22 protein-coding genes and 1 pseudogene are annotated in these 24238 nt (G+C 74.9%); 4 read left to right on the top strand and 19 right to left on the bottom strand.

The window, feature by feature from the left end; translation table 11 throughout:
* Nucleotides 1-24: 24 nt before the first annotated feature.
* A pseudogene (locus ABT014_RS19230) lies at nt 25-1140 on the bottom strand (Gfo/Idh/MocA family protein); the annotation flags it as partial.
* 233 nt (nt 1141-1373) lie between these two features.
* On the opposite strand from ABT014_RS19230, the gene ABT014_RS19225 reads away from it, so the two are divergent.
* Together ABT014_RS19225 and ABT014_RS19220 are read left to right on the top strand one after the other, a co-directional pair.
* Nucleotides 1374-2408: a LacI family DNA-binding transcriptional regulator gene (locus ABT014_RS19225; protein WP_350640170.1), complete on the top strand. Its 1035-nt coding sequence runs from the start codon at nt 1374-1376 to the stop codon at nt 2406-2408.
* Nucleotides 2409-2516: 108 nt separating this feature from the next.
* Complete coding sequence (locus ABT014_RS19220; protein WP_350640169.1) at nt 2517-3278, top strand: hypothetical protein; 762 nt, start codon at nt 2517-2519, stop codon at nt 3276-3278.
* A 355-nt stretch (nt 3279-3633) separates the two neighbouring features.
* Here ABT014_RS19220 and ABT014_RS19215 read toward each other — a convergent pair whose 3' ends face one another.
* A complete protein-coding gene (locus ABT014_RS19215; protein ID WP_350640168.1) occupies nt 3634-3873 on the bottom strand; it encodes a hypothetical protein in 240 nt (79 codons plus the stop codon).
* Nucleotides 3874-3938: 65 nt separating this feature from the next.
* Here ABT014_RS19215 and ABT014_RS19210 point away from each other — a divergent pair, with 65 nt between their 5' ends.
* Nucleotides 3939-4544, top strand: a complete 606-nt coding sequence (locus ABT014_RS19210) for a sigma-70 family RNA polymerase sigma factor (protein ID WP_350640167.1) — start codon at nt 3939-3941, stop codon at nt 4542-4544.
* Between the two features lie 73 nt (nt 4545-4617).
* On the opposite strand, the gene ABT014_RS19205 is transcribed toward ABT014_RS19210, so the two are convergent.
* The 6 genes from ABT014_RS19205 to ABT014_RS19180 all read right to left on the bottom strand — a co-directional run bounded on the left by ABT014_RS19205 (nt 4618) and on the right by ABT014_RS19180 (nt 8971).
* Nucleotides 4618-4998, bottom strand: coding sequence for a hypothetical protein (locus ABT014_RS19205; RefSeq protein ID WP_350640166.1), 381 nt, complete (start codon nt 4996-4998; stop codon nt 4618-4620).
* 81 nt (nt 4999-5079) lie between these two features.
* Nucleotides 5080-5601, bottom strand: coding sequence for an SMI1/KNR4 family protein (locus ABT014_RS19200; RefSeq protein ID WP_350640165.1), 522 nt, complete (start codon nt 5599-5601; stop codon nt 5080-5082).
* A gap of 69 nt (nt 5602-5670) precedes the next feature.
* Nucleotides 5671-6411, bottom strand: a complete 741-nt coding sequence (locus ABT014_RS19195; RefSeq protein WP_350640164.1) for a class I SAM-dependent methyltransferase — start codon at nt 6409-6411, stop codon at nt 5671-5673.
* 174 nt (nt 6412-6585) lie between these two features.
* A complete protein-coding gene (locus tag ABT014_RS19190) occupies nt 6586-7317 on the bottom strand; it encodes an alpha/beta fold hydrolase (protein ID WP_350640163.1) in 732 nt (243 codons plus the stop codon).
* A 109-nt stretch (nt 7318-7426) separates the two neighbouring features.
* Nucleotides 7427-8071, bottom strand: coding sequence for a hypothetical protein (locus tag ABT014_RS19185; RefSeq protein ID WP_350640162.1), 645 nt, complete (start codon nt 8069-8071; stop codon nt 7427-7429).
* Nucleotides 8072-8083: 12 nt separating this feature from the next.
* A complete protein-coding gene (locus ABT014_RS19180) occupies nt 8084-8971 on the bottom strand; it encodes an HAD family hydrolase (RefSeq protein WP_350640161.1) in 888 nt (295 codons plus the stop codon).
* A gap of 135 nt (nt 8972-9106) precedes the next feature.
* On the opposite strand from ABT014_RS19180, the gene ABT014_RS19175 reads away from it, so the two are divergent.
* Nucleotides 9107-9754 (top strand): alpha-ketoglutarate-dependent dioxygenase AlkB, encoded by a 648-nt coding sequence (locus ABT014_RS19175; RefSeq protein WP_350640160.1) that lies wholly within the window; start codon nt 9107-9109, stop codon nt 9752-9754.
* Between the two features lie 13 nt (nt 9755-9767).
* On the opposite strand, the gene ABT014_RS19170 is transcribed toward ABT014_RS19175, so the two are convergent.
* The 11 genes from ABT014_RS19170 to ABT014_RS19120 all read right to left on the bottom strand — a co-directional run.
* Entirely contained in the window at nt 9768-10229 is a 462-nt protein-coding gene (locus ABT014_RS19170) for a DUF5990 family protein (RefSeq protein WP_350640159.1), read from the bottom strand.
* 29 nt (nt 10230-10258) lie between these two features.
* Nucleotides 10259-11311: a 2,3-diaminopropionate biosynthesis protein SbnB gene (gene sbnB, locus ABT014_RS19165; protein WP_350640158.1), complete on the bottom strand. Its 1053-nt coding sequence runs from the start codon at nt 11309-11311 to the stop codon at nt 10259-10261.
* Between the two features lie 41 nt (nt 11312-11352).
* Nucleotides 11353-12468, bottom strand: a complete 1116-nt coding sequence (gene sbnA / locus ABT014_RS19160) for a 2,3-diaminopropionate biosynthesis protein SbnA (protein WP_350640157.1) — start codon at nt 12466-12468, stop codon at nt 11353-11355.
* A 212-nt stretch (nt 12469-12680) separates the two neighbouring features.
* Nucleotides 12681-14099 carry a condensation domain-containing protein gene (locus ABT014_RS19155; protein WP_350640156.1) on the bottom strand — a complete coding sequence of 473 codons (1419 nt, stop codon included), beginning with the start codon at nt 14097-14099 and terminating at the stop codon, nt 12681-12683.
* A complete protein-coding gene (locus tag ABT014_RS19150) occupies nt 14096-14362 on the bottom strand; it encodes an acyl carrier protein (protein ID WP_350640155.1) in 267 nt (88 codons plus the stop codon). Before ABT014_RS19150 ends, ABT014_RS19155 begins: the two co-directional genes overlap by 4 nt.
* Nucleotides 14363-14463: 101 nt before the next feature.
* Complete coding sequence (locus ABT014_RS19145) at nt 14464-15996, bottom strand: acyl-CoA dehydrogenase family protein (RefSeq protein ID WP_350640154.1); 1533 nt, start codon at nt 15994-15996, stop codon at nt 14464-14466.
* The gene (locus tag ABT014_RS19140) at nt 15993-17723 is read right to left on the bottom strand and encodes an acyl-CoA dehydrogenase family protein (protein WP_350640153.1); all 1731 of its coding nucleotides are present in this window, start codon (nt 17721-17723) and stop codon (nt 15993-15995) included. Before ABT014_RS19140 ends, ABT014_RS19145 begins: the two co-directional genes overlap by 4 nt.
* On the bottom strand, nt 17720-19480 hold the full coding sequence (locus tag ABT014_RS19135; protein ID WP_350640152.1) for a fatty acyl-AMP ligase: 1761 nt from the start codon (nt 19478-19480) through the stop codon (nt 17720-17722). Before ABT014_RS19135 ends, ABT014_RS19140 begins: the two co-directional genes overlap by 4 nt.
* 8 nt (nt 19481-19488) lie before the next feature.
* Nucleotides 19489-20874 carry an MFS transporter gene (locus tag ABT014_RS19130; RefSeq protein WP_350640151.1) on the bottom strand — a complete coding sequence of 462 codons (1386 nt, stop codon included), beginning with the start codon at nt 20872-20874 and terminating at the stop codon, nt 19489-19491.
* Nucleotides 20871-21848, bottom strand: a complete 978-nt coding sequence (locus ABT014_RS19125; protein ID WP_350640150.1) for an ornithine carbamoyltransferase — start codon at nt 21846-21848, stop codon at nt 20871-20873. The genes ABT014_RS19130 and ABT014_RS19125 overlap by 4 nt, the downstream gene beginning before the upstream one ends.
* A gap of 47 nt (nt 21849-21895) precedes the next feature.
* Nucleotides 21896-24238 (bottom strand): alpha/beta fold hydrolase (locus tag ABT014_RS19120; RefSeq protein ID WP_350640149.1); only part of this gene is annotated, 2343 nt, incomplete at its 5' end.

Below are 24238 nucleotides of genomic sequence, written 5' to 3'. Positions count from 1 at the left end.
GTCGGGGCCGGGTTCGTCGGGACCGAGTTCGGGGACGGCGAGGCGGCGGCCCTCGCGGGCGGAGCGCAGACCGAGTTCGGCCAGCTGGACGCCCTTGGCGCCGGCCAGCAGGTCCCAGCGGTACGGCGAGCCGGTGACCACGTGCCGCAGGAACAGCTCCCACTGGACCTTGAAGCCGTTGTCGAACTCCTCGTTGTCGGGCACCTGTTGCCACTGCGCGCGGAACGGCTCGGTGGCCGGCAGGTCCGGGTTCCAGACCGGCTTGGGGGTGGTCGCGCGGTGCTGGATCCGGCAGTTGCGCAGCCCCGCGACGGCGCTGCCCTCGGTGCCGTCGACCTGGAACTCGACCAGCTCGTCGCGGTCGACCCGGACCGCCCAGGAGGAGTTGAGCTGCGCGGTGATGCCGCCCTCCAGGCCGAACACCGCGTACGCGGCGTCGTCGGCGGTGGCCCGGTAGCGCCGCCCCTGCTCGTCCACCCGCTCGGGGATGTGGGTGGCGGTGTGCGCGTACACCGAGCGGACCGGGGCGATGATCTCGTCCAGCACGTAGCGCCAGTGCGGGAACATGTCGAGCACCATGCCGCCGCCGTCCTCGGCGCGGTAGTTCCAGGACGGCCGCTGGGCGCTCTGCTGGTCGCCCTCGAAGACCCAGTAGCCGAACTCGCCACGCACGGAGAGGATCCGGCCGAAGAAGCCGGCGTCCACCAGCCGCTTGAGCTTGCGCAGGCCCGGCAGGAACAGCTTGTCCTGGACCACGCCGTTGCGGACCCCGGCGGCGGCCGCCAACCGGGCCAGCTGCAGGGCGGAGTCGAGGGATTCGGCGGTCGGCTTCTCGGTGTAGACGTGCTTGCCGGCGGCGATGGCGGCGCGCAGGGCGGCCTCCCGGGCCGGGGTGACCTGGGCATCGAAGTAGATCTCGGCGAGCGGGTGCGCGAGCGCCTCGTCCAGCGAGGTGGTCCGGTGGGTGAGGCCGTGGCGTTCGGCGAGGGCGTCGAGCCGGGCGGCGCTGCGGCCGACCAGGATCGGTTCGGGCCAGAGCAGTTCGCCGTCGGGCAGGGCGAGGCCGCCCTGCTCCCGGATGGCGAGGATCGAGCGGACCAGGTGCTGGCGGTGGCCCATCCGGCCGGTGACGCCGTTCATCACGATGCCGATCACCCTGCGGGTCACGGGGTCTCCTCGTGTGCGGTGGGGTGGGTGGGGGTGGAGCTGGGTGGGGTGGTGCTGCGGGGGTGCGGGGGTGCGGCCCGCGGGATAAGCTGGAAAGCGCTTTCCATCGGCGAGGCTAGAGGCCGTTCGATTGTTCGGTCAAGGGGCCGGGGGCGGCGCGGTACCCTGGCCCGGACGATCACAGGAGACGGCGGCAGGAGCGTGCGGTGGCGGTCACCCTCGGCGATGTGGCCCGGCACGCCGGGGTGTCCCTGGCCACGGCCTCCCGGGTGCTGAACGGCTCCGCCCGGACGGTCACCGACGAGCTGTCGGCGCGGGTGCGGAGCAGCGCGCAGGAGCTCGGCTACCTGCCGAACGCGCCCGCCCAGGCGCTGGCCCGGGCCTCCACCGCCACCATCGGGGTGCTGCTGCACGACGTGGCGGACCCGTACTTCGGCGCCATCGCCCGCGCGGTCGGGGACGCCAGCTCGAAGGCCGGCCTGCTCAGCCTGGTGGCCAGCACCGATGCCGACCCCGAGCAGGAACTGCACGCGGTGCGGATGCTCCACGCGCAGCGGGTGCGGGCGATCGTGCTGGCCGGTTCGGCGTACACCGATCCGGCGGCGGCCGGGCCGATCGACGAGGCGCTGGCCGGGTACCGGGCGCAGGGCGGGGTGGTGACCGCGATCACCGAGCACGGGCCCGGGTACGACACGGTGAGCCCCGCCAACCGGGCCGGCGCCGCCGAGCTGGTCCGGGCGCTGATCGGGATGGGCCACCGCCGGTTCGCGGTGATCGGCGGCCCGGAGCGGCTACGGGTGTCGCAGGAGCGGCTCGCCGGGGTGCGCGAGGCGCTCACCGAGGCCGAACTGACGCTTCCTCAGGACTGCGTGCTGGAGGCCGACTTCAGCCGGGAGGGTGGCCGGCGGGCCGCAGCGCGGCTGGTGGACGGCCACCCCGGGGAGCTGCTGCCGACGGCGATCCTCGCGCTCTCGGACATCTGCGCCGTCGGGGTGCTGGCCGAGCTGCGGGCCCGCGGGATCGACGTACCGGGGCGGGTGTCGGTGGCCGGTTTCGACGACGTGCCGCTGGCCGCCGACCTGGCGCCGCCGCTCACCAGCGTGCGGATGCCGCTGGAGCTGATGGGGCGGGAGGCCGTACGGCTGGCGCTGGCCGCGACGCCCGGCGCCGAGCCGCAGGTGGTCGCGCTGCCGCTGGAGGTCGTGCTGCGGGCGAGCACGGCGCCGCCGGCGCGGGCCTGAGCGCGGCGGGCCGTCCGCGCAGGAGAGTTGACTGTTCAACAGCGATGGTCCGGGTACCCCCCGGGGGTTTCGGGCGCTCCGGGTCGGGGTGGCACGATGGCGGGCACTGTGACTGTCCGACTGCCCCGCGTCATCCGCTCGGGGGTCTTCGCCGCCCTGTGCGTGGCGCTGGCCGCCTGCGCGCACGCCGGTATGACGACGGCCGAGCTGCCGTCGCGCTGGCTCGCCGTGGCGTTCGCGGGCGTCCTGGGGTGCGCTTGGCTGCTCGGCGGCCGGCCGCGCTCCCCGCTCGTGGTCACCGGGGGGATGCTCGCGCTGCAGGGTGGCCTGCACCAGCTGTTCGAGCGGGTCCAGCAGGTACCCCGGGCGCCGGGCGGATCGCCGGACTGGCTCGCGCTGCTGCTCTGCGAGGCCGGGCCGGTGAAGGGCCGGATCGATCCCGAGCAGCTGGCCCGGGCGGCGGGGCTCGACCCGGACGCGGTGCGGGCGGGCCTGACGGCGGCTCATGGGATGCCGGCGACGGGCGGGATGCCCGGAATGGCAGGGCTTCCCGGGCAGGCGGCGCACCCGGCCGCCGCGGTGCTGCCGCACGCCCTGCACCCCGGGGCGGCGGGCATGACGGCCGCGCACGCGCTGGCCGCGCTGGCCTGCGCGCTGCTGTTCTGCCGGGGGGACGCGGCCGTGACCGGGCTCGGCCGGCTGCTGCTGGCGCTGGCGCACGCGGTCGTCCCGGCCCTGCTGCTGCTCCCGCCGACGATCCGGCCGGCCGCCCCCGGTGCCCGGCCGCGCCGGCGGGCGCGGCCCGCGGCGGAACCGGCGTTGCTGCACGTGGTGGTCCGGCGCGGGCCGCCCCGGCCCGCCCTGCCGTGACACGCCCAGCACCCCTGCCACCGACCGGAGTTGCCGTCGGGGCCGCGGTGGTGGGCCGGTAGCCCCTGCGCTCGCGCGCCCGGGCCTGCCCGCACCGCCCGCCGAACCGCTCACCACCCGGCCCCCGCCGGCCGCCGGTCCCGTACCGGCCGCCGGAGCACACGCCGCCCCGCCGATCGCGGCGCGGGCGCGGGGCCGACCCGGTGTCAGCGGCGGCGGCCGGGTGCGGATCCGACCGTTCCCCTGCCTTCAGGACCCCATCATGTCTGTCGGTCTTCCGACCGCCGAGCCCCCGATCCGAGCGGCCCACCCGCCGTTCGGCGGGCGGCCTCCCCGCCCCCGCGATCGGCGCGGGTCAGTCCCGCCCGAGCTCCTCGTCGAGGCGGCTCAGCAACCCCTGCGTCCAGCGCTCGGACGGCTCCGCGGCCCGGCCGGTCAGCTCCGCGAGCCGGCGCTCGGCCCGCTGCCACGCGGCGCACTCCGGGCAGCCGGCGGGCGACTCCCCGTCCGACAGCGGCTCGGTCGCCGCGGCGTCGGCCCCGGCGGTATCGGACTCGGCGTCGGGTGCGGGGGAACGGTGGTCCGGGCATCTCATCGGCCCATCGTCCCGTACCCCCGGCGCGGCCGATCACCGCGCCCCCTGGGCCCGGGCGGGCGCCGGTGAACGACGACCTGCTCACCGAACTCGCGCTGGCGGGCGGCGGCGGCGACCGGCACGCCGTCGAGGCCTTCGTCCGGGCCACGCAGCGTGACGTCTGGCGCTTCGTGGCCCACCTGGCCGATCCCGAGGCCGCGGACGACCTGGCCCAGGAGACCTTCCTGCGCGCGCTGCGCGGCCTGCCCGGCTTCACCGGACGGGCCTCCGCCCGGACCTGGCTGCTGTCGATCGCCCGCCGGACCGTGGTGGACCGCTACCGCCGCTCCGCCGTCCGCCCCCGGAACGCCGGCCTCCCCGACTGGGAGGAGGCCGTGGACCGGCGGCCCGCGCCGCCCGGCGGCTTCGAGGAGGGGGTCGCGCTGGCCGACCTGCTGGCCCGGATACCGGCCGACCGCCGGGAGGTGTTCGTGCTCACCCAGGTGCTGGGCTACAGCTACCAGGAGGCCGCGGCGGTCTGCGGCTGCCCGGTCGGCACCGTACGGTCGCGGCTGGCCCGGGCCCGGGACGAGCTGGTGCGGATGGTGCACGCCGCGGAGGACCGGGGGCCCGGACTGGCGCCGGCCGGCGGGCGGGTGGCGGAGCGCGGGCGGGCGGCCGTGGGCGGCTGAGCCGCGCGGGCCGGGGGCGTCGCGGCGCTCCCGGCCCGCGCCGGGCTGCCCGGTGGGTGCCCCGGGCCGGGGGTCAGCGGGCGAGCAGCAACAGCACCGCGAACGGCAGCGGGATCAGCACCGTCGCGGCCAGCCACGGACCGGCCGCCCGGCCGCGCGCCCGCGGCCGGACCACGTCCACCAGCAGGACCACCGCCAGCAGCAGGCCACCGGTGACCAGCAGCAGGAAGGCAACCACGCCCGCGTGGTCGAGGGTGGTGTAGTTGCAGGTGCCGGCGAAGCCCGGCGCGGACGCGTCCGCCACGCTGCGGCAGTCCATCGGCGCGTACTCGGTGAGCAGCCACCACGCCAGGTACAGCGGCACCACGGCGGGCAGGCCGATCGCGAGGTTCGCCCACACCTGGGGGCTGGTCAGCAGCCGCCGGGCCCGGCCCACCCCCGACTCTTGCGCCATGCCCCGACTCCCCCCGTCGCCACCGTCCTCACCTGCGGGGATTCTGGCACGCGGCCGTCCGGCCACGGCCGGTGGGTCGGATCAGCGGCACAGGTCGGCGATGATGTCCTCGAAGTCCAGGAACTCCTGACCGACTTCCTCGATGATCTCCGTGGCGGGGCGGCGCAGGCCGGGGGCGTACCGCTCGGCGATCGCGGCCAGCTCCGGGCTCGGGTACGGGAGGCGTCCGGCCGGGCGGATCGCCTCGCACGGCCCGAAGCCGTCGGCGAACAGCCACAGCAGGGCGTCGAGGTCCCGGGCGACCACCCCGGCCTCGCCCTCGGAGCCGAGGAAGACCACCGGCTGGGCGGCCGTCGGCAGCCCCGGGCGGACCAGCCAGAACGCGGCGTAGCCGCCGGTGCCGTCCTGGCCGAACACCCGGAACCGACCGCCGTCGACCTCCCCGTTGCCGGTCCAGGCGCGCAGCCAGGCCGTGGTCTCCTCGCGGCCGAGGAAGTCGGCGAATGGCTCGTAGTCGACGCCGTCGCCGTCGCGGTGGTCGAACTCGGCCTCGGACAGCGCGGTGAGGGCGGGCGGGAAGCTGCGGTCGTCGATCGCGGTCATCCGGGCAGGGTAGCGCGGGCGGCGCGGGGCGGTACGGGTCTGCGCGGGTCTGCACCGGGCCCGCCGGGATCAGCTGCGGCAGCGCAGCATCGTGAGCGGCGGGTTGGCGGCGACGTCGTCCCAGAACCCGGGGCCGTACGCCTGCCGGCCGGCGTCGGAGATCTCCAGCGGGACCCAGCGGACCTCGGTGAACCCGGCCGCCCGCAGGCAGCTCTCGTAGACCTCGCGGCTCGGCGGGTTGGCGGCGAAGGAGATCGGCGGATCGAGGAGCGCGGTGATCCGCACCCGCGGCCCGATCGCGGTCCGCTCGCCGAGCGACTCGCACCGGAAGCCGTACTTGGCCAGGGACGGCCCGTCGAAGCGGAAGTCCGGGTGCTGGGCGAACACGAAGAGTTCTGCCCCGGGCGCGAGGCTGCGGTGGATGGTGCGGCACATCCGCTCGACGGTGGCCACGTCCTGGGCGTAGTTGAACAGCTGGACCGCGACCGCGAGGTCGAAGGGCCGCTCGAAGGCCCGCAGTTCGGCGACGTCGCCGACCTCGTACCGGACGCCCAGCGGGTCGAGCTCCTCCCGTGCCCGGGCCGCGTCGACCGTCGCCGTGGAGATGTCCACGCCGAGCACCTCCGACGCACCGCGGCGCTTGAACTCCCGGCTGTAGAAGCCGGTGCCGGAGGCCAGGTCGAGCACCGACCTGCCGCTCACGTCGCCGACCAGGCCGAGGAAACCGGGCACCTCGCCGTAGCGGGCGAGCGGGAGGGTCTTGAAGCCCTCGAACGCCTCGCCGATCCCGTCGTAGAGCTGACCACCCATCGTGCTGTCCCCCCGTGTCTGCGTGTCTGCGGGCCTGCCGCCCCAGCAGTCTCGCGCCCGCCGGCCACGGGGTGTACTGGCCGATGCGCCGAACCGGGGGCGGGGGCGGCCGGCGGGGTCTGCGTCTTCGTCTCCTTTCCGGGCGGCGACCGGTGCGGACTTCCGCTGCGGGGCTCAGCCGTGCAGGGTGGCGCCCTCGCCGGCGGCGGCGCGGACGAGGACGTCGGTGAGCTCGTCCGGCGCCGTGAGCATCGGGAAGTGGCCGGTGGCCAGTTCGAAGAAGGTGACGTCCGGTTCGGCGAGCTTGGCGAACCGGGGGTGGCCGGTGGCGTGCAGGGTGCGGGCCAGCTCCAGGCTGAGGCCGTTCTCCAGGCAGAACACGCCGGTGGTGGGCAGCGCGCGCCAGGTGCCGGTCAGGGCGACCGGGTCGGTCAGCGTGGCCGCGGGGTGCGGGGTGGCCAGGCGGTGGAAGCGGGCCAGCTCCGCACCGGTGAGGCCGGAGAGTTCGCCCGGCACCGGGAGGACGCCGTCCGCGGTCGCGGCGGGGAGGCTGCTGCCGACCAGGCTGCCGCGCACCGATTCGCCGTCCTCCGGGATGCCGGTGTCCACGAACACCACCCGGCGGATCTGGCCGGGCCGGCGGTCGGCGGCGGCGAGCGCGGGGAAGGCCGCGTAGCTGTGGGCGACCAGGACCACGTCCGACCCCTCCTCGTCGAGCAGCTCGACCAGCGCGGCCGTGTGCGCGGCAAGCCCGATCTCCGCGGCCGGCCCGTCGGCCCGGTCGGCGAGCCCCGGCAGGGTCACCGGCACCGCCCGGTGCCCCCGGGCGGTCAGCCCGGCGGCCACCTCCTCCCATGCCCAACCGCCCATGAACAGACCGGGGACCAGCAGGAACGTCGTCATCATCGATCTTCTCTCCGCTCGGGTGCTCCGCTTGCGCAACGGACGGTAGAACCTCCCGCAGGGGGAGATTCCAGCGCGGCCGGCCTGCGGCGGGTCGGAGCGGGAGCGGCCGTCAGTGCGGGAGCGGCCAGGACCTCAGGAGCCTGCGGGCCGCTCCGCTGTTGCCGAGCTGGTGGACGGCGACGGTGACCGGGCGGACGTCGAAGGCCTCGAACGGCTCCGCCTCGATGGCCACCAGGTCGTCGAGCACGGCGAAGCCGACGGTGATGTGGGCCGTGTACCGGTCCGGCCCGATCTGGGCCGGGACGTAGCCCTCGACCCAGTCCAGGGTGCTCCGGCTGATCTCCTCCCCCGGGTCGGTGACGAAGGCCGCGGCCGTGCCGCCGGACCCGGTGAAGGGGGCGACGGCGGTCAGCAGGGCAGCCTGCAGGTCGAGCACCTGGGAGCTGGGCCGCAGCAGGATGACCGCGAGCCCCTGGCCGGGCACCCCCCAGTCGGCGTGTTTGATCGCCACCGCCCGGTAGGAGAGCCCGCCCGTGTCGGCGGCTGCGAGGGTGTCACGGACGGCGTCGTGGACGGCGTCCAGCCGCGCCGTGCGCACGTACCGCTGGAGGGTGGTGATGTGCGGACGGTGGGAGGCGTCGAGGGCGAAGCCGCCCGGGACGCTGGCACGCATCCGGGCGTTCCAGGCGCGGGCGCGCCTCAGGGTGTCCTCGTCCGGGTCCACCAGGATGTCGACGGCGGTCAGCTCGCTCATGGATCCTCCTGGTCAGAACACCGCAGCCCAGTCGTTCTTCATGCTCACGACCGTCCACCCCAGGTCGGCCGCTTCGGTGAGCGCGGTCTCGGCGCCCTTGGTGTAGGCGAATTCGCGCTCGGCGTCGTCGTGGTCGAGGAGCAGGGCGAAACCGGCGCTGCGCAGCATCTCGACGTCCACGTCGGCGTTGCCGCCGGCGAGCGCGGGGAGCCGCCCGGTGTGGGCGAAGATGTGCTCGGGCTTGCCCGGGCCGAGGTCGAGGTCGCCGAGCAGACGCTCGGAGCGGACCAGCCGCCCGTCGGTCCAGGTGTACGCGGCGGCGGAGCCGATCACGTTCTCCTTGGGAATCCCCCAGATGTCCTCGGCGAACACCCGCATGAAGTCGCGGCCGCCGCCGGAGCACACGAACACCCGGAACCGATGGGCGTGCAGGAGGTCGAAGAGTTCCAGCATCGGGCGGTAGACCAGCTCGACGTACGGCACCCCGAACCTGGGCTGCTTCACCGTCCGCGTCCACTCGCGCACCTGCGCGTCGAACTCCTGCGGCGTCGTCCCGGCCCATGAGCGGGCGAACGCCTCCAGGAGGCTGGACACCACCTTCGGCTCCTGGGTGGCGACGCCCTCGAAGAAGGCCTGGTCCCGCTCGGCGAGCGCCCGGTAGGGCTGCCGCTGCGCCAGCGCGGGGTCGGCCCGCACCTCGGCCTCCCAGACGCGGAACACGAAGTCGAACTGCGGGGGCAACGGCTGCTCCACCCAGAGCGTGCCGTCGTTGTCGAAGGTGGCGATCCGGTCGGCGGGCGCCACGAACGCGGACCCGGGGGTGGTGGCCGCCCGGACGAAGTCCAGGATCGCCCTCCTGGCCGGACCGTCCCGCCAGCTCGCCAGCACCTGCTCGGCCATGGGTACTCCTCGGAGGTCGGACCCTCGGCGCACATCGGGTCCGTACAGGGCAAACATAGCGATGCTCGGTGGGCCGCGCCCGACCGGCGCGATTCATTCGCTCGCCTGTTCGAATACAGGGGTAGGCTTGGCCGCATGAGTGTCCAGGTGCAGGCGTCGCTGTTCGATTCCGGGGAGCAGCTCGGGCTGCGCGGGCTGGGCGGCGTGCGGCGGCGGGAGCTCGGGCGGGGGGCCTGGATCGACGTGCTGCCCGGGTGGCTGACCGGCGCGGACGCGCTGTTCGAGGAGCTGGCACAGCGGGTGCCGTGGCAGGCGGAGCGGCGGCTGATGTACGAGCGGGTGGTCGCGGTGCCGCGGCTGCTGGCGCACTACCGGGAAGGGGCGGAGCTGCCGCATCCGGTGCTGGCGCAGGCCCGGGAGGCGCTCGGGGCGCACTACGCGCGGGAGTTGCGGGAGCCGTTCGTGAGCGCGGGGCTGTGCTACTACCGGGACGGGCGGGACAGCGTCGCCTGGCACGGCGACCGGATCGGGCGGGGCGAACTGGAGGACACCATGGTGGCGATCGTCTCGGTCGGCGAGCCGCGGCCGCTGCTGCTGCGGCCGCGGCCCGACGCCGGTGGCGGTGGCGGTGGCGGGCAGACCGTGCGCCAGGCGCTCGGGCACGGGGACCTGCTGGTGATGGGCGGCTCCTGCCAGCGCACCTGGGAGCACGCCGTACCGAAGACGGCGCGCCCGGTGGGGCCGCGGATCAGCATCCAGTTCCGGCCACGCGGGGTCGCCTGAGCGGGCGGCCCGGTCACTCGCCCCGTTCGGCGCTCCATTCGATCCGCGGCGGGCGGACCGCCGCGCAGACCGGCCGGCCGGTCGCATCGGTCAGTGCCAGCCGGCCGGTGAGCCGGCCCAGCCGGACCGCCTCGGCCAGGGTCGGTGCCGGGACGGCATCGAGCATCAGCTTGGCCCGGCGGAACATCGCGTGCCGCCCGGTGTCGTCGGCCGCCACCCAGGACAGGTAGACGAACCGGCCGCCGAGCCGGTTCTGCAGGTACGGGCCGCGCAGCTGGATGCCGTCCGGACCCTCGACCGCGGTGCAGTCCAGGGTCCAGACGGCGGCCGGCGCGTCGGCGGGCACCAGCTCGAACAGCTCGTCCGGCCGGTCCTTGCGCTGGACCCCGACGTGGATGTCCTGCCCGCCGGCGAACCCGGGGACGGCCGGCAGCGCCCGGCCGGGCAGGGCGGTGGCCTCGATACGGATCTGCATCCGACCAGTCTCCCCCGCCCGCCCGCCGGTCAGCGCACGGCCTCGCCGTAGAAGTCCGGCACCGGCTGACCGCCGCCCGCCGCGACCACGGCGTCGTGCACCCACTTGCCGACGGCCAGGTCCAGGATCCCCAGGCCGAACGGCGAGAAGACGGCGGCCCGCGCCGGATCCCGGCTGACGGTGCCGGCCAGCAGGTCGGCGATCGTCCCGTGCACGAACTCGCGGTGGCCGACCTGCTGCTCGGCCAGGTGCAGGGAGGTCCGCTCGCGCACCGCGTGGTCGATGTCGTCGGTGAAGTTCTGTGCGGCCAGGACCAGTTCGGGCGCCAGGTCGCGCAGCGACAGGTGCAGCACCACCGGGGCGTGGGCGAGCAGGGCCGGGTCGGTGAGGTGCGGCTCGCCCGCCACGGTGGTGAGGACGACCAGGTCGCAGTCGGCGAACGCGCCGGCCGCCTCCTCGACCACCTCGACGTCCTGCACGCCGTCCGCCTTGAGGGTGCGGGCGAAGCGCTCGGCGTGCTCGGTGCTCAGGTCGAAGATCCGGAAACCGCCGATCTCCCAGTTCAGGTCACGCAGGAACTTCCACACGTGGCCGCCGATCAGGCCGGCGCCGACCAGGCCGATCCGCTGCGCGCGGCGGGCGCCGACCAGCGTCTCGGCGCCGAGCACCGCGGAGGCGGCGGTCCGGCTGGCGGAGACCACCGAGGACTCCAGGGCGGCGACCGGGTAGCCGCTCTCGGTGTCGTTGAGCAGCAGGACGGCGGAGGCGCGCGGGATACCGCGGGCCGGGTTGTCCGGGAAGCTGGCGATCCACTTGATGCCCGCCACCTCGAACTCGCCGCCCAGGTAGGCCGGGAGCGAGATGATCCGGGAGTTCGGCCGGTGCGGGAAGCGCAGGAACGCACTCTCCGGGTTGACGCTGTCGCCCGCCGCGTGGGTCAGGTAGGCGCGGCGCACCACGTCGACGCAGCCGGCCCGGTCGGCGTCGATGTGGCGCAGCACGTCCTGGCCGGTGAGCACGCGCAGCTGCGGCAGGGTGAGCGGGGCAGGGGCCGCGCTGAGCGGGCTCCGGGTGTCGGTCATCGTTCGGTGCTCCTCGTGGTGTACGGGTGGTGCGGGGGTGGTCAGCGGGCGGAGGGCAGTGCGGCGCCGGGCCACGCGGCGCCGCCCGGCCACTCGGCGGGGTCGGGCCGGTCGGCGAAGGACCGGGCCACCCAGGCGGCGTCGTAGACGGTCTCCGCGTACGCGGTGCCGCGGTCCGCGCAGAGGAAGGCCACCGTGGGGCGTGGGCCGCCGGCCGGGCGGCGGGCGAAGTAGTGGCCGATGGCGGCGTAGACGCTGCCGGTGGAGCCGCCCGCGTACAGGCCGTGCCGGCGGACCAGCTCCAGGCAGCCCTGGACGGCGGCGGCTTCGGGCACGATGACCACGTCGTCGATCAGCGCCCGGTCGCACAGCGGCGGCACCAGGCTGGAGCCGAGGCCGGGCAGCAGCCGGGTCTGCGGCGGCTGGCCGAAGATCGCCGAGCCGGCCGCGTCCACCGCGACCACGGTGACGCCCGGGTTCTCCTGCTTCACCCGGCGGGAGACCCCGGCGATGGTGCCGCCGGTGCTCACCCCGAGGAAGACGTAGTCCAGCTTGGGCAGCGCGGCGCACAGCTCCCCGCCGGTCATCGAGTAGTGCGCGAGCAGCGCGTCCTCGTTGGCGTACTGGTTGGGCCAGTACACGTGCGGGTACTCGGCCTGCAGTTGCTTGACCCTGGTCAGCCGGGTCGTCAGGTAGCCGCCGCTGGCGTCGCGTTCGGTGACCTTCTCCACCCGGTCGCACATGATGCCGAGGTAGGCCTCGGTGAGCTGGTTGCAGTTCGGGTCGATCACCGGGACGAAGCGGATCCCGAGGGACCGGCAGAACGCCGCCATCGAGATCGCGAAGTTGCCGGAGGAGGACTCCACCACCGTGGTCTCGCGGGTGATCTCGCCGCGCTCGATCGCCCCCTTGAGGATCCAGAACGCCGACCGGTCCTTGGAGCTGCCGTTCGGGTTGCAGTACTCCAGCTTGGCGTAGAGGTCGATGCCCTCCTCCTCGATCCGCACCAGCGGCGTCTCGGCGAAGGTCGCGGCCAGCATCGCCAGCCGGCCGCCCAGCGGGCCGCCCGCCGCGCCGGCGCCGGCCGGGGCCGGGCCCTCGACGGGCCCGGCCAGCGGGTCGAGGACCGCGGGCACACACTCGGCAGGCCGTGGCATCGTCGACACGGTGCAGTCCTGTTGACCGTTCTGTGCTGGCATAACGCCGTTTCTCCAGTCGTGTGTGACGGTGTGGGAGGACGCTCCGGGCAGCGGGCGGCCCCGGCGCGGCCCCGGGCCGCCGGATCGGCGGGTCCTCGTCGACCCGTGCCGGCCCGGCCGGATGCCGGGCGGTCCGGCCGGGTGCCGCGCCGGACCGGGCCCAGGTGCCGCTACCAGGCGGCGGTGGCGAGGCCGAGCAGGGTCTCCCGCTCGGCCGGTCCGACCAGGGGCACCCGGCGGACCACCAGGTCGGGGTCGGCCACCGCGGCGGCCAGCAGCAGCCGGTAGTGGCCGGCCATCCGGCCCACGGTGGCGGCGTCGAAGAGGTCGGTGTCGTACTTGAACGCCACCTTCACCGCACCGTCGGCCTGCAGCACCTCGGCGCTGAGGTCGAACTGGCCCTCCTGCTGCGGCAGGTCGAAGCCGGTCAGGCGCAGTCCGTGGTGGACCACCTCGGGCTTGGCGCCGTCCGCCGGGGCCAGCAGCTCCAGCAGCGGTTGGAACCTGGTCGCGGTGATCAGGCTGAACATGCTCTGGAAGACCGGGGTCCGGCTCGGGTCGTGCGGCAGGCCGAGCTCGGCGGGCAGCAGCGGCAGCGGAAGGTCCCGGTGGGCCAGCCCGTGCCGCAGCTGCTCCGCCACCGCGGCCAGGAGTTGACGGAACGTCAGATCGCGGTCGGCGAAGTCGGCGCGGGCGGGCAGGGTGTTGACGAAGTAGCCGACCGTGTGCCGCATGGTGCGCTCCGGGCGGGTGCTGACAGCGTAGCCGACCAGGAAGTCGGGCTGCGCCGTCCAGCGGTGCAGCAGCGCCTGGAAGGTGCCGAACAGCAGGACGAACGGGGTCACCCCGGCGGCCGCGGCGGCCGGGCGCAGCGACCGGGCGAGCTCCTCGGGCAGCCGGAAGTCCCAGCTGGCGCCGGTGAACCGCTTGCGGGCCGGGCGCGGCCGGTCGGTCGGCAGCTCCAGTGCGGGCGGCGCGCCGGCGCACAGCGTCCGCCAGTGGTCGGCCAGTTCGGCCCGGCGCGGCGAGTCCAGCAGCTCCCGCTGCGCGGTGACGTACTCCTGGTACGGGCGGGCGGGCGCCGGGGCGGGCGGCTCACCGGGGCCGGCCGTCTCGGCCCGGTAGGCGGCCAGCAGGTCCTCCAGCACCAGGACCTGGGAGGCGCCGTCGGTGACCGCGTGGTGGGTGGCCAGCAGCAGGACGGCGTCCTGCTCGGCGCGCCGCAGCAGCAGGAGCCGGACCGGCCCCGGCTCGGCCAGGTCGAACGGGCGGGCCACCGCCTCCCGGGCCAGGGCGTGCAGCTCCGCCTCGGTCGCGCCGGGCAGTTCGCGGATCTCCAGGAGACCGGGCAGCGCCTCGACGGTGCGGCGCAGCGGCCGGCCGTCCTGCTCGACGAAGTGGGAGCGCAGCAGCTCGTGCCGCTCGACGACGGCCGCGGTGGCCCGGCGCAGTGCGGCGTCGTCCACGGCCTGGCGGATCCGGACGGCCATCGCCACGTTGTAGGCCGGGCTGGCGGGGGCTAGGCGCTGGAGGAACCAGAGCGCCTCCTGCCCGAGCGAGACCTGCTGCCCGGCGGGTTCGGCGGTCAACGCCCGCCGACCAGGGTGTGCAGGTAGCCGGTGATGGCGGCGATGGTGGGGTGGTCCCAGGCCAGGGTGGATTCGAGTTCGAGGTCGAAGCGGTCCTCGATCTCGGTGATCAGGCTCATCCCGTACACCGAGTCGAGGCCGTACTCGACCAGCTTGACGTCGGGCCGCAGCTCGGCGGCGGGGCGGTCGAGGTAGTAGGCGACCCGGCCGGTGAGCCAGTCGGCGATGGCCTCGGCGGAGGTGTCGAGGGCGGTTTCGGACATGTCGGGTTACCTGCCGTTCGGGTTCGGGGTGGTGCTCGGGTGCTGCGGGACGCTGGGTCGGTGCTGCGGGGTCGGCCGGCCGGGGGGTCGGTGCTGCGTGGTCAGCCGGCCGGGGGCCGGGCGGCCAGGTCGAAGGTGCGGCCCTCGGCGAGCCGGGTGCGCATCTCCTCGAGCAGGGCGGCGTCGTGGTCCGGACGGGTGCCGGCGCCCCGCCGGCCGGCCCGGACGGCCAGCCGGTGCAGTGCGGCGTGGATCCAGACCGGTCCGTCGTGGGCCGCCGCGGGCTCCGCGGTGGCGTGCCACCAGAGCTGGAGGCAGGCCGCGGCGGCGAGGCCGGTGGCATCCGGGCGCTCGATCAACGACTTGGCGAGCTCGGCCAGTTCGGGGTGGGCCGCGGTGAGCCCGGCCGGGATCGCGGTGGCCGGTCCGGCGGGGTCGACGCGCGGGTCGGCGAGCCGGGCCAGGTCCAGGTCGGGCAGCCGCGGGTCGGCGCCGAACAGCGCCGGGTCGAGCCCGTCGGTGGCCGGGCTTCCCGGCGCCGGGAACGCGGCGGTGAGCGGCTCGGCGTGCAGGGCGGCCAGCGCCGTGCGGTCCCGCAGGTGCTTCTGGAACAGCGCGTGCGGGCCCTCGCGCAGGTAGGAACGCGCCCCGAGGAGCAGCGAGAGCTGGTGCACGGCGTCCCGGACCAGGCCGGTCACCAGCCGCCGGACGGTGTGCTGGAGCCCGGGGTGGCCGGGCCGCAGGTGCAGGGCGCGGGCGGCCACCGTGCTGCAGCAGTCCGCGATCAGCAGGTCGAGGAAGGCGTCCACCAGCAGGGCCCGGGCGCTGGGCAGCCCGGTGACCGGGCGCCCGTACAGGATCCGCTCGTCGGCGAAGGACAGGGCGGTGCGCAGCTGGGTGTCCAGGACGCCGATCAGCGCCGAGGCGACCACCGTGCCGGTGACCCGGCCGACGGCGGCGGCCCTGGCCGGCCCGTCGCCGTCCGGGTCGAGCAGCCGGTCGGGGCCGATCCGCAGGCCGTCGGCGGTCACCGCGGCGAACCGGCAGCCGCGCAGCCCGGTGCTGCTGTGCGGCGGGGAGAGGACCAGCCGGGTGGTGGCGGGCAGCAGCAGGTGGCCGCTGCCCCGGTCGAGGGTGACCGGCAGCAGCAGCGCGGCGGCGCCGGCCGGGTCGCCGACCAGGTGTTCGGTGCCGCTCAGCTGCAGCCGCCCGCCGTCCGGGGTGGCCCGCAGGCCGGGGCCGGGGGCGGTGAAGGCGGTGGCCACCCGTCCGCCGCCGAGCAGCAGTTCGGCCAGTTCGGCGGCCCGGTCGCGGTCGCCGCAGAGCTGCGCGTGCAGCGCGGCGGTGAGGCTGCCGAGCCCGTAGCCGGTGGCGAGGGCGAGGTCCCGGCGGGCGACCGCGCGGAAGGTCCCGGCCAGCTCGTCGACCCGGGTGAAGCGGCCGCCGAGGGCGGGCGGCAGCAGGTCGGCGTTGAAGCCGTACTCCGCCAGCGCCCGCACGCCGGTGGCCGGCAGTTCGCCGCGTTCGTCGGCTGCCACCACCGCGTCCGGACCGAGCGGGCCGTCGGCGGTGCGGGGGTCGCCGAGCAGGGCGTCCAGCAGGGCCGGGCGGTCGGCGGGCATCAGCGCGCTCATACCGTCTCCTCCATCCGGCAGTGCAGCAGCGAGAACAACTCGCCGTCCCGGTACTGGTCGAGGAGGCGGTCGGAGAGTCGGTCGAAGACCTCGCCGTCGCGGACGGCACCGGGGCGCAGCCGGGCCAGCAGCCGGGCGAGGCCGGCCTCCAGCCACAGCCCGTCGGCCCACAGCGCCGCGGTGGGCGAGCCGGCGGCCGCCTCGCGGTTGCGCAGCCACAGCTGGACGCAGGCCGCCGCGGCGAACACCTGGGTCCAGCGCCGGGCCAGTTCGAAGGCCTCGGGTGGCACGTCCCGGGCCGAGGGCCGGTGGTCGGCCATCGCCGCGTGCAACTCCTCGGTGGTGTCCAGCAGTTCCTCGGCGTACCGGCCGAGGGCCGGCGGCACCACGCCGAGCGTGACGAGTTCGGCCAGTTCGGCGAGCGCGGACGGCAGGCTCTGCACCAGGCTGCTGCCGGTGCGCGAGAGCAGTTCGAGGCTCTCGCCGCGGGCGGGCGGCAGCTCGGCGGCGAGGTCGACGACGGCGGCCAGGCCGTCCTCGTCGACCGTGCGCCGGCGGTGGCCGCGGGCCAGCGGGGCGAACTGGTTGATCAGGCCGTTGAGGTTCACGAAGGTGTTGCCGTCGAAGATGCTCATGATGTGGTGGTCGCGCTCCAGCTTCTGGAACGCGCCGTGCAGGTACGAGCGGCTGAGGAAGACGCCGGCGCCCAGGGCGGCGCCCAGCGAGGCGATCAGCTCCTCCACCGCGTGCGGCACGAAGCACTTCACGGCGGCGGAGACCACGCTGAGCTCGCCGGTCAGGGCGTGGATCGAGCGGGCCCCGGCCAGCGTGACGGCCTCCGCCACCAGCAGGTCGGTGTAGGCCTCGGTGAGCGGGCGGGGCGCGGTGGCGCCGCCGTCGGCCGGGCCGAGGTGGTCCAGGCTGTAGCGCACCGCGAGCCGCAGCGCGTGGTCGCCGGTGCCGAGCGAGAGCGGCCCGCACAGGCTCCGGGTGAGCTGGAGGATCTTCAGCACCGTCTCCAGGCCGCGGCCGGGCTCGCCGACCACGGCGGTGGCAGGGACCTCCGCGTCGGTGAAGGCGATCCCGCTGATGTCGGCGCCGCGGATGCCGACCGTGCGCACCGCCGGCAGGCAGCGGAAGCTGCCGGGCGCCAGCCGGCGCTTGTCCACCAGCAGCAGGCTGAAGCCGCGCGGCCCGCCGGCCGGGTCGGTGCGGGCGAGCACGCAGACGAACTGGCCGCGCGAGGCGTTGCCGATCAGCCACTTCTCGCCGTTGACCCGGTACCAGGTCTCGCCCTCGACGGTGGCCAGCTCGTTGGCCAGCAAGTCGCTGCCGTGCTGCTGCTCGGTCAGGGCGAGCGAGACCACGCTGCCGTCGCGGATCTCGGCGGCCAGCGCGGCGGCCTGCTCGGGGGCGCCGGCCAGCCAGACCGAGGCGGCGCCGAGGAACGTGCTGACGTGCGCGATGGCCACCGTCAGGTCGCGGCGGGCGACGGTGCGCAGCAGGGCCGCCAGGTCCTCGTAGCTCTCCAGCGCGCCGCCGTGCGCGGTCGGGACGTAGTAGCGGGCGAGCCCGAGCTCGTCCAGCGCGCGGCAGATCTCGGTGGGGAACTCCTCGCGCTCGTCCAGGTCGGCGCAGCGGGCGTAGGAGAACGCCTGGAGCGGGTCGTGCGGGTCGCCGAGCTTGCGGTCGAACAGCGCGGCGAGCTCGTGCGGGAGGTACTTCACGCGCCCGCCCCGTCCTCGGTCACGGCGGCCGGCCGGTACTGCGCGCGGGTCCGCGGGGCGAGGTCCTCGTGCAGCGGCTCCAGCTCGGCGGCCAGGAACAGTCCGCGCATCGCGGAGCGCTGGATCTTGCCGCTGGTGGTGCGCCGGACCTTGCCGGGCTTGAGCAGCACGACGTTGCCGACCGGCACGCCGAGGCTGCGGCTGAGGGCGAGCTTGACCTCGCCGGCGAGGGCCGTGAGGTCGCCGCCGGCCACCTTGGCCTGGCGGACCTCCTGGACCACCACCAGGTCCTCCCCGCCGCCGTCGCCGGGCACCGAGAAGACGCTCGCGGACAGGCCCGCGAAGGCCGGGTGCAGCTCGCCGCACTCGCGTTCGATGTCGTGCGGGTAGAGGTTGCGGCCGTTGACGATCAGCACGTCCTTGATCCGGCCGGTGACGTAGAGCTGGCCCTCGTGGAGCACCCCGAGGTCGCCGGTGCGCAGGTGCCCGCGGCCGCCGTCGGCGTCGGCCGCGTCGAAGACCTGCGCGTTGATCTCGGGCCGGGCCCAGTAGCCCGGGGCGATCGAGCCGCCGCGCAGCCAGATCTCGCCGATCTCACCGTCGGGCAGCACCCGCCGGGTGGCCGGGTCGACGATCCGGACCTCCAGGCCGACCGGCGAGCCGCAGCTGACCAGCGGCGAGCCGTCCGGGCGGGGCCGGAACAGGTTGCGCTCCAGGTCCGCCCGGTCGACCAGGGCGACCGGGGGCTCCTGGTCGAGCGCGGTGGCGGTCACCCCGAGGGTCGCCTCCGCCAGGCCGTACGCGGGCCGCAGCGCGGTGGCCCGGAAGCCGGTCGGGGCGAGCCGCTTGGCGAACAGCTCCATGGTCTGCGCGTGCACCGGCTCGGCGCCGTTGGCCGCGCAGCGCCAGGAGGACAGGTCGAGCCGCGCGAGGTGGTCCTCGGTGACGGTGCGGGCGGCCAGGTTGTAGCCGAAGTTCGGCGCGAAGCTGTGGGTGGCCCGGTGGGCGTGGATCAGCTCCAGCCAGGCGTACGGGCGGCGGACGAAGTCGGTCGGCGACATCAGGACGGTGCGCAGGCCCAGGTGGAGCGGGAGCAGCAGGGCGGCGATCAGTCCCATGTCGTGGAAGAGCGGCAGCCAGCTGCAGACGGTGGAGTCGGCGCGCATGCCGAGCAGGGCGCGCAGCTCGCCGAAGTTGTGCGCGAGGTTGCCGTGACCGACCATCACGCCCTTGGGCTCGCTGGTCGAACCGGAGGTGTACTGGAGGAAGCAGAGCTGCTCGGGCTCGGGTCGCGGCCAGACGTACCGCTCCGGCGCGATCTGCGGGACGGACTCCGTGACCACGCAGCGGACCTGCGACTGCTCCTCCTGCTCCAGCCAGTCGGCGACCTCGGGCAGGGTGTCGCGGTCCGTCAGGACGGCGGTGGCCTCGCAGTCCAGGAGGACGCCGGTGGTGCGGCGGCGCTGGCTGGAGCCACGGCCCGGCAGCGGGACGGGGACGGGCACCAGGCCGGCGTACAGACAGCCCAGGAAGCCCTTGATGAACTCCAGGCCGCTGGGGAAGAGCAGCAGCACCCTGTCCCCCGGCTCGCAGTGGGTGCGCAGCTCGGCGGCCACGGACTGGGCGTCCTGGACCATCCGGCCGTAGCCGAGCGTGCGGGTGACGGCGTCCTTGCCGTGGCCGGTGACGAACACGACGGCGTCGTTGCCGGGGATCTCGCGGGCGTGCCGCGCCGTCGACTGGATCAGGTCGGTCATGGTCGCTGTCACTTCCCTGCGGGGGTCGGGGTGGGGACCGGCTCGGCGGCGGCCTCGGCCTGGACGGTCTCCTGGGCGTCGGTCGGCTCGGCGCCGGCCTCGGTCTGCGCGGCGGTGGCGCGGTCGCGCAGTTCGGAGCCGATCCGGCGCAGCGAGGGGCTCGCCACCGCGGCCAGGGTGAGCAGCAGCATCACCACGCTGCAGGCCAGCACGGAGGTCCGGAAGCCGAACGCCTGGAGGGTGTAGCCGCCGATCAGGGCGCCGAGCGGCAGGGTGCCGAAGGCCACGATGCCGATCACGCTGGCGATCCGGCCCTGCATCTCGTCCGGGGTGATCTCGACCTGGAAGGAGACCACGGCGATGGTCCACATCGCGCCGATGAACGACATCGGGGTGATCACCAGGCCGAAGAGCAGCGGGTTCTTCAGGAACACCGCGAGCGGGAAGAGCACCGTCCAGACCGCGTTGGCGCCGATCACGATCACCGGCAGCCGCAGCCGCTCCATCCACCAGTTGGTGCTGAGCGCACCGGCCACGCCGCCGACGCCGGCCGCTCCCATCACCAGGCCGACCACGGCCTGCTGCGCGCCGTTGTCGCGGAGCGTGGTGAGCATCCCGAGCACCAGCACCTCGAACAGCATGTTGCTGACCGCCACCAGGGCGGCCGCGGCCCGCAGCTGGCGGTGGTTCCAGAGCCAGCTGACGCCGGCCGAGATGTCCGCGAGCACCTTGGGGCGCTCGGCCTCCGGCGCGCGCTCGGCCTGGAACTTGCGCTTGATGCCGGAGAGCGTGACCAGCGAGACCAGGTGCGAGACCACCGTGAACAGCAGCGGCAGCCAGGCGAAGACCGAGGAGAGCGCACCGGCCAGCGGCTGGCCGAGCAGCCCGGCGCCCTGGACCCGCGCCTCGTTCTGCGAGATCGCCTGCGACAGGTGCTCCGGCTCGACCACGTTGCGGACCGCGGAGTGCTCGGCCAGCTTGTACAGCACCGTCAGGCTCGCCTCGACGAAGGCGACCGCCAGCAGCAGCGGCAGGATCACCCGGCCGGACAGCATGGTGGCGACCAGCACGGCGAGCGCGGCGGCCCGGCCCAGGTTGCAGCCGATCATCAGCCGGCGCCGGTCGAAGCGGTCGACCATCACCCCGGCGAACAGTGACAGCAGCAGCTGGGGCAGGCTCGCGGCGGCGCCGGTCAGACCGGCCTCGGACACCGAGCCGCCGGACCAGAGCACGATCAGCGGGTAGGCGAAGGTGCTGACCTGGGAGCCGAGCGAGGAGAAGGCGGTGCCGGCCCACAGCAGCCGGAAGTCCCGGTTGCTGCGCAGCGGGGCGGGCTCGGCGGCGGGCAGCTGCGCCGTCGGGCTGTCGGTGGTGCTCGTGCCGGTGGTGCTCATGCCTGGGTCTCCGGGGTTTCGTCGGGTGCCGCGGTCTCGGTGATGCGGCCGCGGGCGCACCACTCCAGGACGGCCATGGCGCTGTACAGCTTGTGTTCGGCCTGCCAGAAGGCGATGCTGGTCGGCCCGTCCAGGACCTCGGCGGTGACCTCCTCGCCGCGGTGAGCCGGCAGGTCGTGCATGAAGACCGCGCCGGGGCTGGTCTCCCAGAGCTCGGCCCGGGCCTGGAACGGGGCGAACACGTCCCGCCAGTCGGGGTCGGGCTTGGTGGTGCCGGTGGTCTGCCAGCGGGTGGTGTAGATGACGTCCACGTCGGCGGGCAGCTCGTCCATGTCGTGGCGCTCGGTGACCGTCGAGCCGTACGCCTCGGCCTGCTTGGCGGCCTGCGCCAGGTAGTCCGCCTCCAGCCCGTAGCCGCGCGGGGTGCGCAGGTGCAGCTCGGTGCCGGGGAAGCGGGTGAGGGCCAGCGCCAGCGCGGAGGCGGTGTTGTTGCCCTCGCCGAGGTAGAGCACCCGCAGGCCCTCGATCCGGCCGAAGTGCCGCTGGAGCGCGGTCAGGTCGGTGAGCGCCTGGGTGGGGTGCTCCTCGGCGCTCATCGCGTTGACCACGGCCATCCGGCTGCGGGCGGCCAGCGCCCGCAGGTCGGCGGTGGGCTCGGCGGTCCGGGCGACCAGCACGTCGAGCATCCGGCCGAGGATGTCGCCGGTGTCCTCCAGGCTCTCGCCGGTGGCCAGTTGGAGGTCACCGTTCTGGTACGTGACGATCCGGGCGCCGAGCCGCAGCGAGCCGCTGGAGAAGGACGTCCTGGTCCGGGTGGAGGACCGCTTGAAGTAGATGCCGACGACGTCGCCGTCGAGGGTCTGCGGGTACGGCCGGCCGCTGTCCGCGAACCGGGCGCCGCGGGCCACGATGTGGCGCAGGTCGTCGTCGTCCAGGTCCGAGATCGAGATCAGGTGTCGTACGGGAGCCGTCATCGTCTTTCCGTTCCGTGGTTGGTGGGGGCGGGGGCCGAGGGTCGGGATCAGCCGCCGAGCCGGCCGGTCAGGGCCTGCCCGATCACTGCGGATGCCTGGCGGGTCGTCATGTCAGCGTGCGAGCAGTCGACCTGGTGGACCTCGACCGCGCCGGCGGTCCGCCGCTGCCAGGCGTCGGGCTTCGGGTCGGCCTGGTCCTCGGTGCGGCCCGCGACGAACAGCAGCACGTCCTGGTCGAACGCCGGGGCACGGTAACTCTCGGCGATCCGCTCGCTGTTGAGCAGGACCTCGATCAGCGCGGCGGTGGACGCGGCGTCCAGGTCCGCCAGTTCGGGGTAGGCCGCGTGGAGGATGGCGAGGAAGCGGGTCCGGTCGTCGGCCGTCGCGGCGGACTCCGGTTCGGCCTCGGTCCCGGTCCCGGTCTGGGTCTCGGTCTCGGCTTCGGTCTCCGGCAGGATGCCGAGGCCGGCCAGCACCTCGATCAGCCGGTCGCGCTCGCTCCGCTCCGCGGGGGCCGCCGGGCCGCCGCTCCAGTCGGGCACGGCGTCGAGCACGGCCAGCAGCTCGACCTCCGCGCCCTGCGCCCGGAGCCCGGCGGCGACCGCCGCCGCGACCGTGCCGCCGAACGACCAGCCGAGCAGCCGGTACGGGCCCTCGGGCTGGACGCCGCGGATTCTCGCCAGGTAGTCGGCGGCCATCTCCTCGACGCTGTCGGGGAGTTGACCGGAGCCGTCCAGGCCGGCGGCCTGCAGCGCGTACACCGGGACCTCGGCGGGCAGGTGCGGCAGCAGGTTCGCGTAGCTCCAGCCGACCGCGAGGCCGGGGTGGACGCAGAACAGCGGACGCGCGGTGCCGTTCGCCCGCAGGGCCAGCAGCGGCGCCAGCGCGTCGCGGTCGCCACCGCTGCCGGCATCGGCGTCGCCGTTGTCGCCACCCAGCCGGGCAGCCAGGGCGGCGACCGTCGGGGCGTCGAACAGGGCGCGGAGCGGGAGTTCGACGGCGAGTTCGGTGCGGATGCGGCTGACCAGGCGGGTCACCAGGAGGGAGTGACCGCCCAGGGTGAAGAAGTTGTCGTCGATGGAGACCCGCTCCACGCCCAGGAGTTCGGCGAACAGACCGCACAGCACCCGCTCGCGGTCGGAGCGCGGGGCCCGGCCCTGCGGATCCGTCCCCACCTCCGGGGCGGGCAGCGCCCGGCGGTCGAGCTTGCCGTGCACCGTCAGCGGGAACTCCGCCAGCACCACGAACGCCGACGGCACCATGTACCCCGGCAGCGCCGCCGCCACGTGCGCCCGCACCCCGTCGACGTCGAGGTCGACTCCGGTGTACGGGACCAGGTAGCCGACCAGCCGATCCTGCTCGCGCACCAGAACCGCCGCCCGCGCAACCGCCGGATGCGCGGCCAACACCGCCTCGATCTCACCCAGTTCGATCCGGAAGCCACGGATCTTCACCTGGTCGTCCGCCCGACCGAGGTACTCCAGCACCCCAGCCGCCGTCCACCGCACCAGATCCCCGGTCCGATACATCCGCGTACCCGCCACGCCGAACGGATCGGGCAGGAACCGCTCGCCCGTCAGATCCGGGCGGTTCAGATACCCACGCGCCAGACCGGCCCCCGCGAGGAACAACTCCCCCGGCACACCCGGCGGCACCAGGCCCAGACCCTCGTCCAGCACATACGCAAGGGTGTTGTCGATCGGCCGGCCGATCACCGGCACCTCGGACGCCGCCAGCGGCCACGCCACCGCGTCCACCGTGCACTCCGTCGGACCGTAGTAGTTGTGCACCACCGTCCGCTCCGCACCACGCAACCGCGACCACAACTCCGCACCCAACGCCTCACCACCCACCATCAGCACCGCCGGCACGTGCTCCCGGTCGGCGTCGAGCAGGCCCTCGGCCGCCAGGACCGAGAGGTAGGAGGGGGTGAGGTCGAGGAAGTCGAGGCGGTTCGCCTCGATGTAGCGCGCCAGGGCGGCGCCGTCGAGCCTGATCCCGTCGGGGACCAGGTGCAGTTCGTGACCGGCCGCCATGAAGCACAGGGCATCGAGCGAGGTGTCGAAGGTGGCGCCCGCGACCAGCCCCACCGGGACGCCGCTGCGGTCGGCGAAGTGCTCCGCCATCAGCGTGCGGCGGTGGGTGGCGAGCAGGTCGGCGAGGCTGTGGTGTTCGACCACGACGCCCTTGGGCCGGCCGGTCGAACCCGAGGTGTAGATCACGTACGCCGGATCCCGCGGCGACACCACCAGACCCAGATCACCCGCCTCCCGACCGGCGATCGAGGCCGCCGTCCCCGGCTCGTCCAGCACCAGAACCGGCACCGACGAACCCTCCAGCACCCCCACCGTCGAACCGACCGCCAGCGCCAGCACCGGCTGCGCGTCCGC

It is taken from the genome of Kitasatospora sp. NPDC094015, assembly GCF_040304075.1.
In the GTDB taxonomy this organism is placed as follows: Bacteria; Actinomycetota; Actinomycetes; order Streptomycetales; family Streptomycetaceae; genus Kitasatospora.
This window is presented reverse-complemented; position numbering and strand designations above follow the sequence as displayed.

Bases quoted from the DNA above. Each gene is read 5' to 3' on its own strand.
- ABT014_RS19215 (WP_350640168.1), bottom strand. From the start codon at position 3,873: ATGAGATGCCCGGACCACCGTTCCCCCGCACCCGACGCCGAGTCCGAT.
- ABT014_RS19205 (WP_350640166.1), bottom strand. From the start codon at position 4,998: ATGGCGCAAGAGTCGGGGGTGGGCCGGGCCCGGCGGCTGCTGACCAGC.
- ABT014_RS19200 (WP_350640165.1), bottom strand. From the start codon at position 5,601: ATGACCGCGATCGACGACCGCAGCTTCCCGCCCGCCCTCACCGCGCTG.
- ABT014_RS19195 (WP_350640164.1), bottom strand. From the start codon at position 6,411: ATGGGTGGTCAGCTCTACGACGGGATCGGCGAGGCGTTCGAGGGCTTC.
- ABT014_RS19190 (WP_350640163.1), bottom strand. From the start codon at position 7,317: ATGATGACGACGTTCCTGCTGGTCCCCGGTCTGTTCATGGGCGGTTGG.
- ABT014_RS19185 (WP_350640162.1), bottom strand. From the start codon at position 8,071: ATGAGCGAGCTGACCGCCGTCGACATCCTGGTGGACCCGGACGAGGAC.
- ABT014_RS19180 (WP_350640161.1), bottom strand. From the start codon at position 8,971: ATGGCCGAGCAGGTGCTGGCGAGCTGGCGGGACGGTCCGGCCAGGAGG.
- ABT014_RS19175 (WP_350640160.1), top strand. From the start codon at position 9,107: ATGAGTGTCCAGGTGCAGGCGTCGCTGTTCGATTCCGGGGAGCAGCTC.
- ABT014_RS19170 (WP_350640159.1), bottom strand. From the start codon at position 10,229: ATGCAGATCCGTATCGAGGCCACCGCCCTGCCCGGCCGGGCGCTGCCG.
- sbnB (WP_350640158.1), bottom strand. From the start codon at position 11,311: ATGACCGACACCCGGAGCCCGCTCAGCGCGGCCCCTGCCCCGCTCACC.
- sbnA (WP_350640157.1), bottom strand. From the start codon at position 12,468: ATGCCACGGCCTGCCGAGTGTGTGCCCGCGGTCCTCGACCCGCTGGCC.
- ABT014_RS19150 (WP_350640155.1), bottom strand. From the start codon at position 14,362: ATGTCCGAAACCGCCCTCGACACCTCCGCCGAGGCCATCGCCGACTGG.
- ABT014_RS19145 (WP_350640154.1), bottom strand. From the start codon at position 15,996: ATGAGCGCGCTGATGCCCGCCGACCGCCCGGCCCTGCTGGACGCCCTG.
- ABT014_RS19135 (WP_350640152.1), bottom strand. From the start codon at position 19,480: ATGACCGACCTGATCCAGTCGACGGCGCGGCACGCCCGCGAGATCCCC.
- ABT014_RS19130 (WP_350640151.1), bottom strand. From the start codon at position 20,874: ATGAGCACCACCGGCACGAGCACCACCGACAGCCCGACGGCGCAGCTG.
- ABT014_RS19125 (WP_350640150.1), bottom strand. From the start codon at position 21,848: ATGACGGCTCCCGTACGACACCTGATCTCGATCTCGGACCTGGACGAC.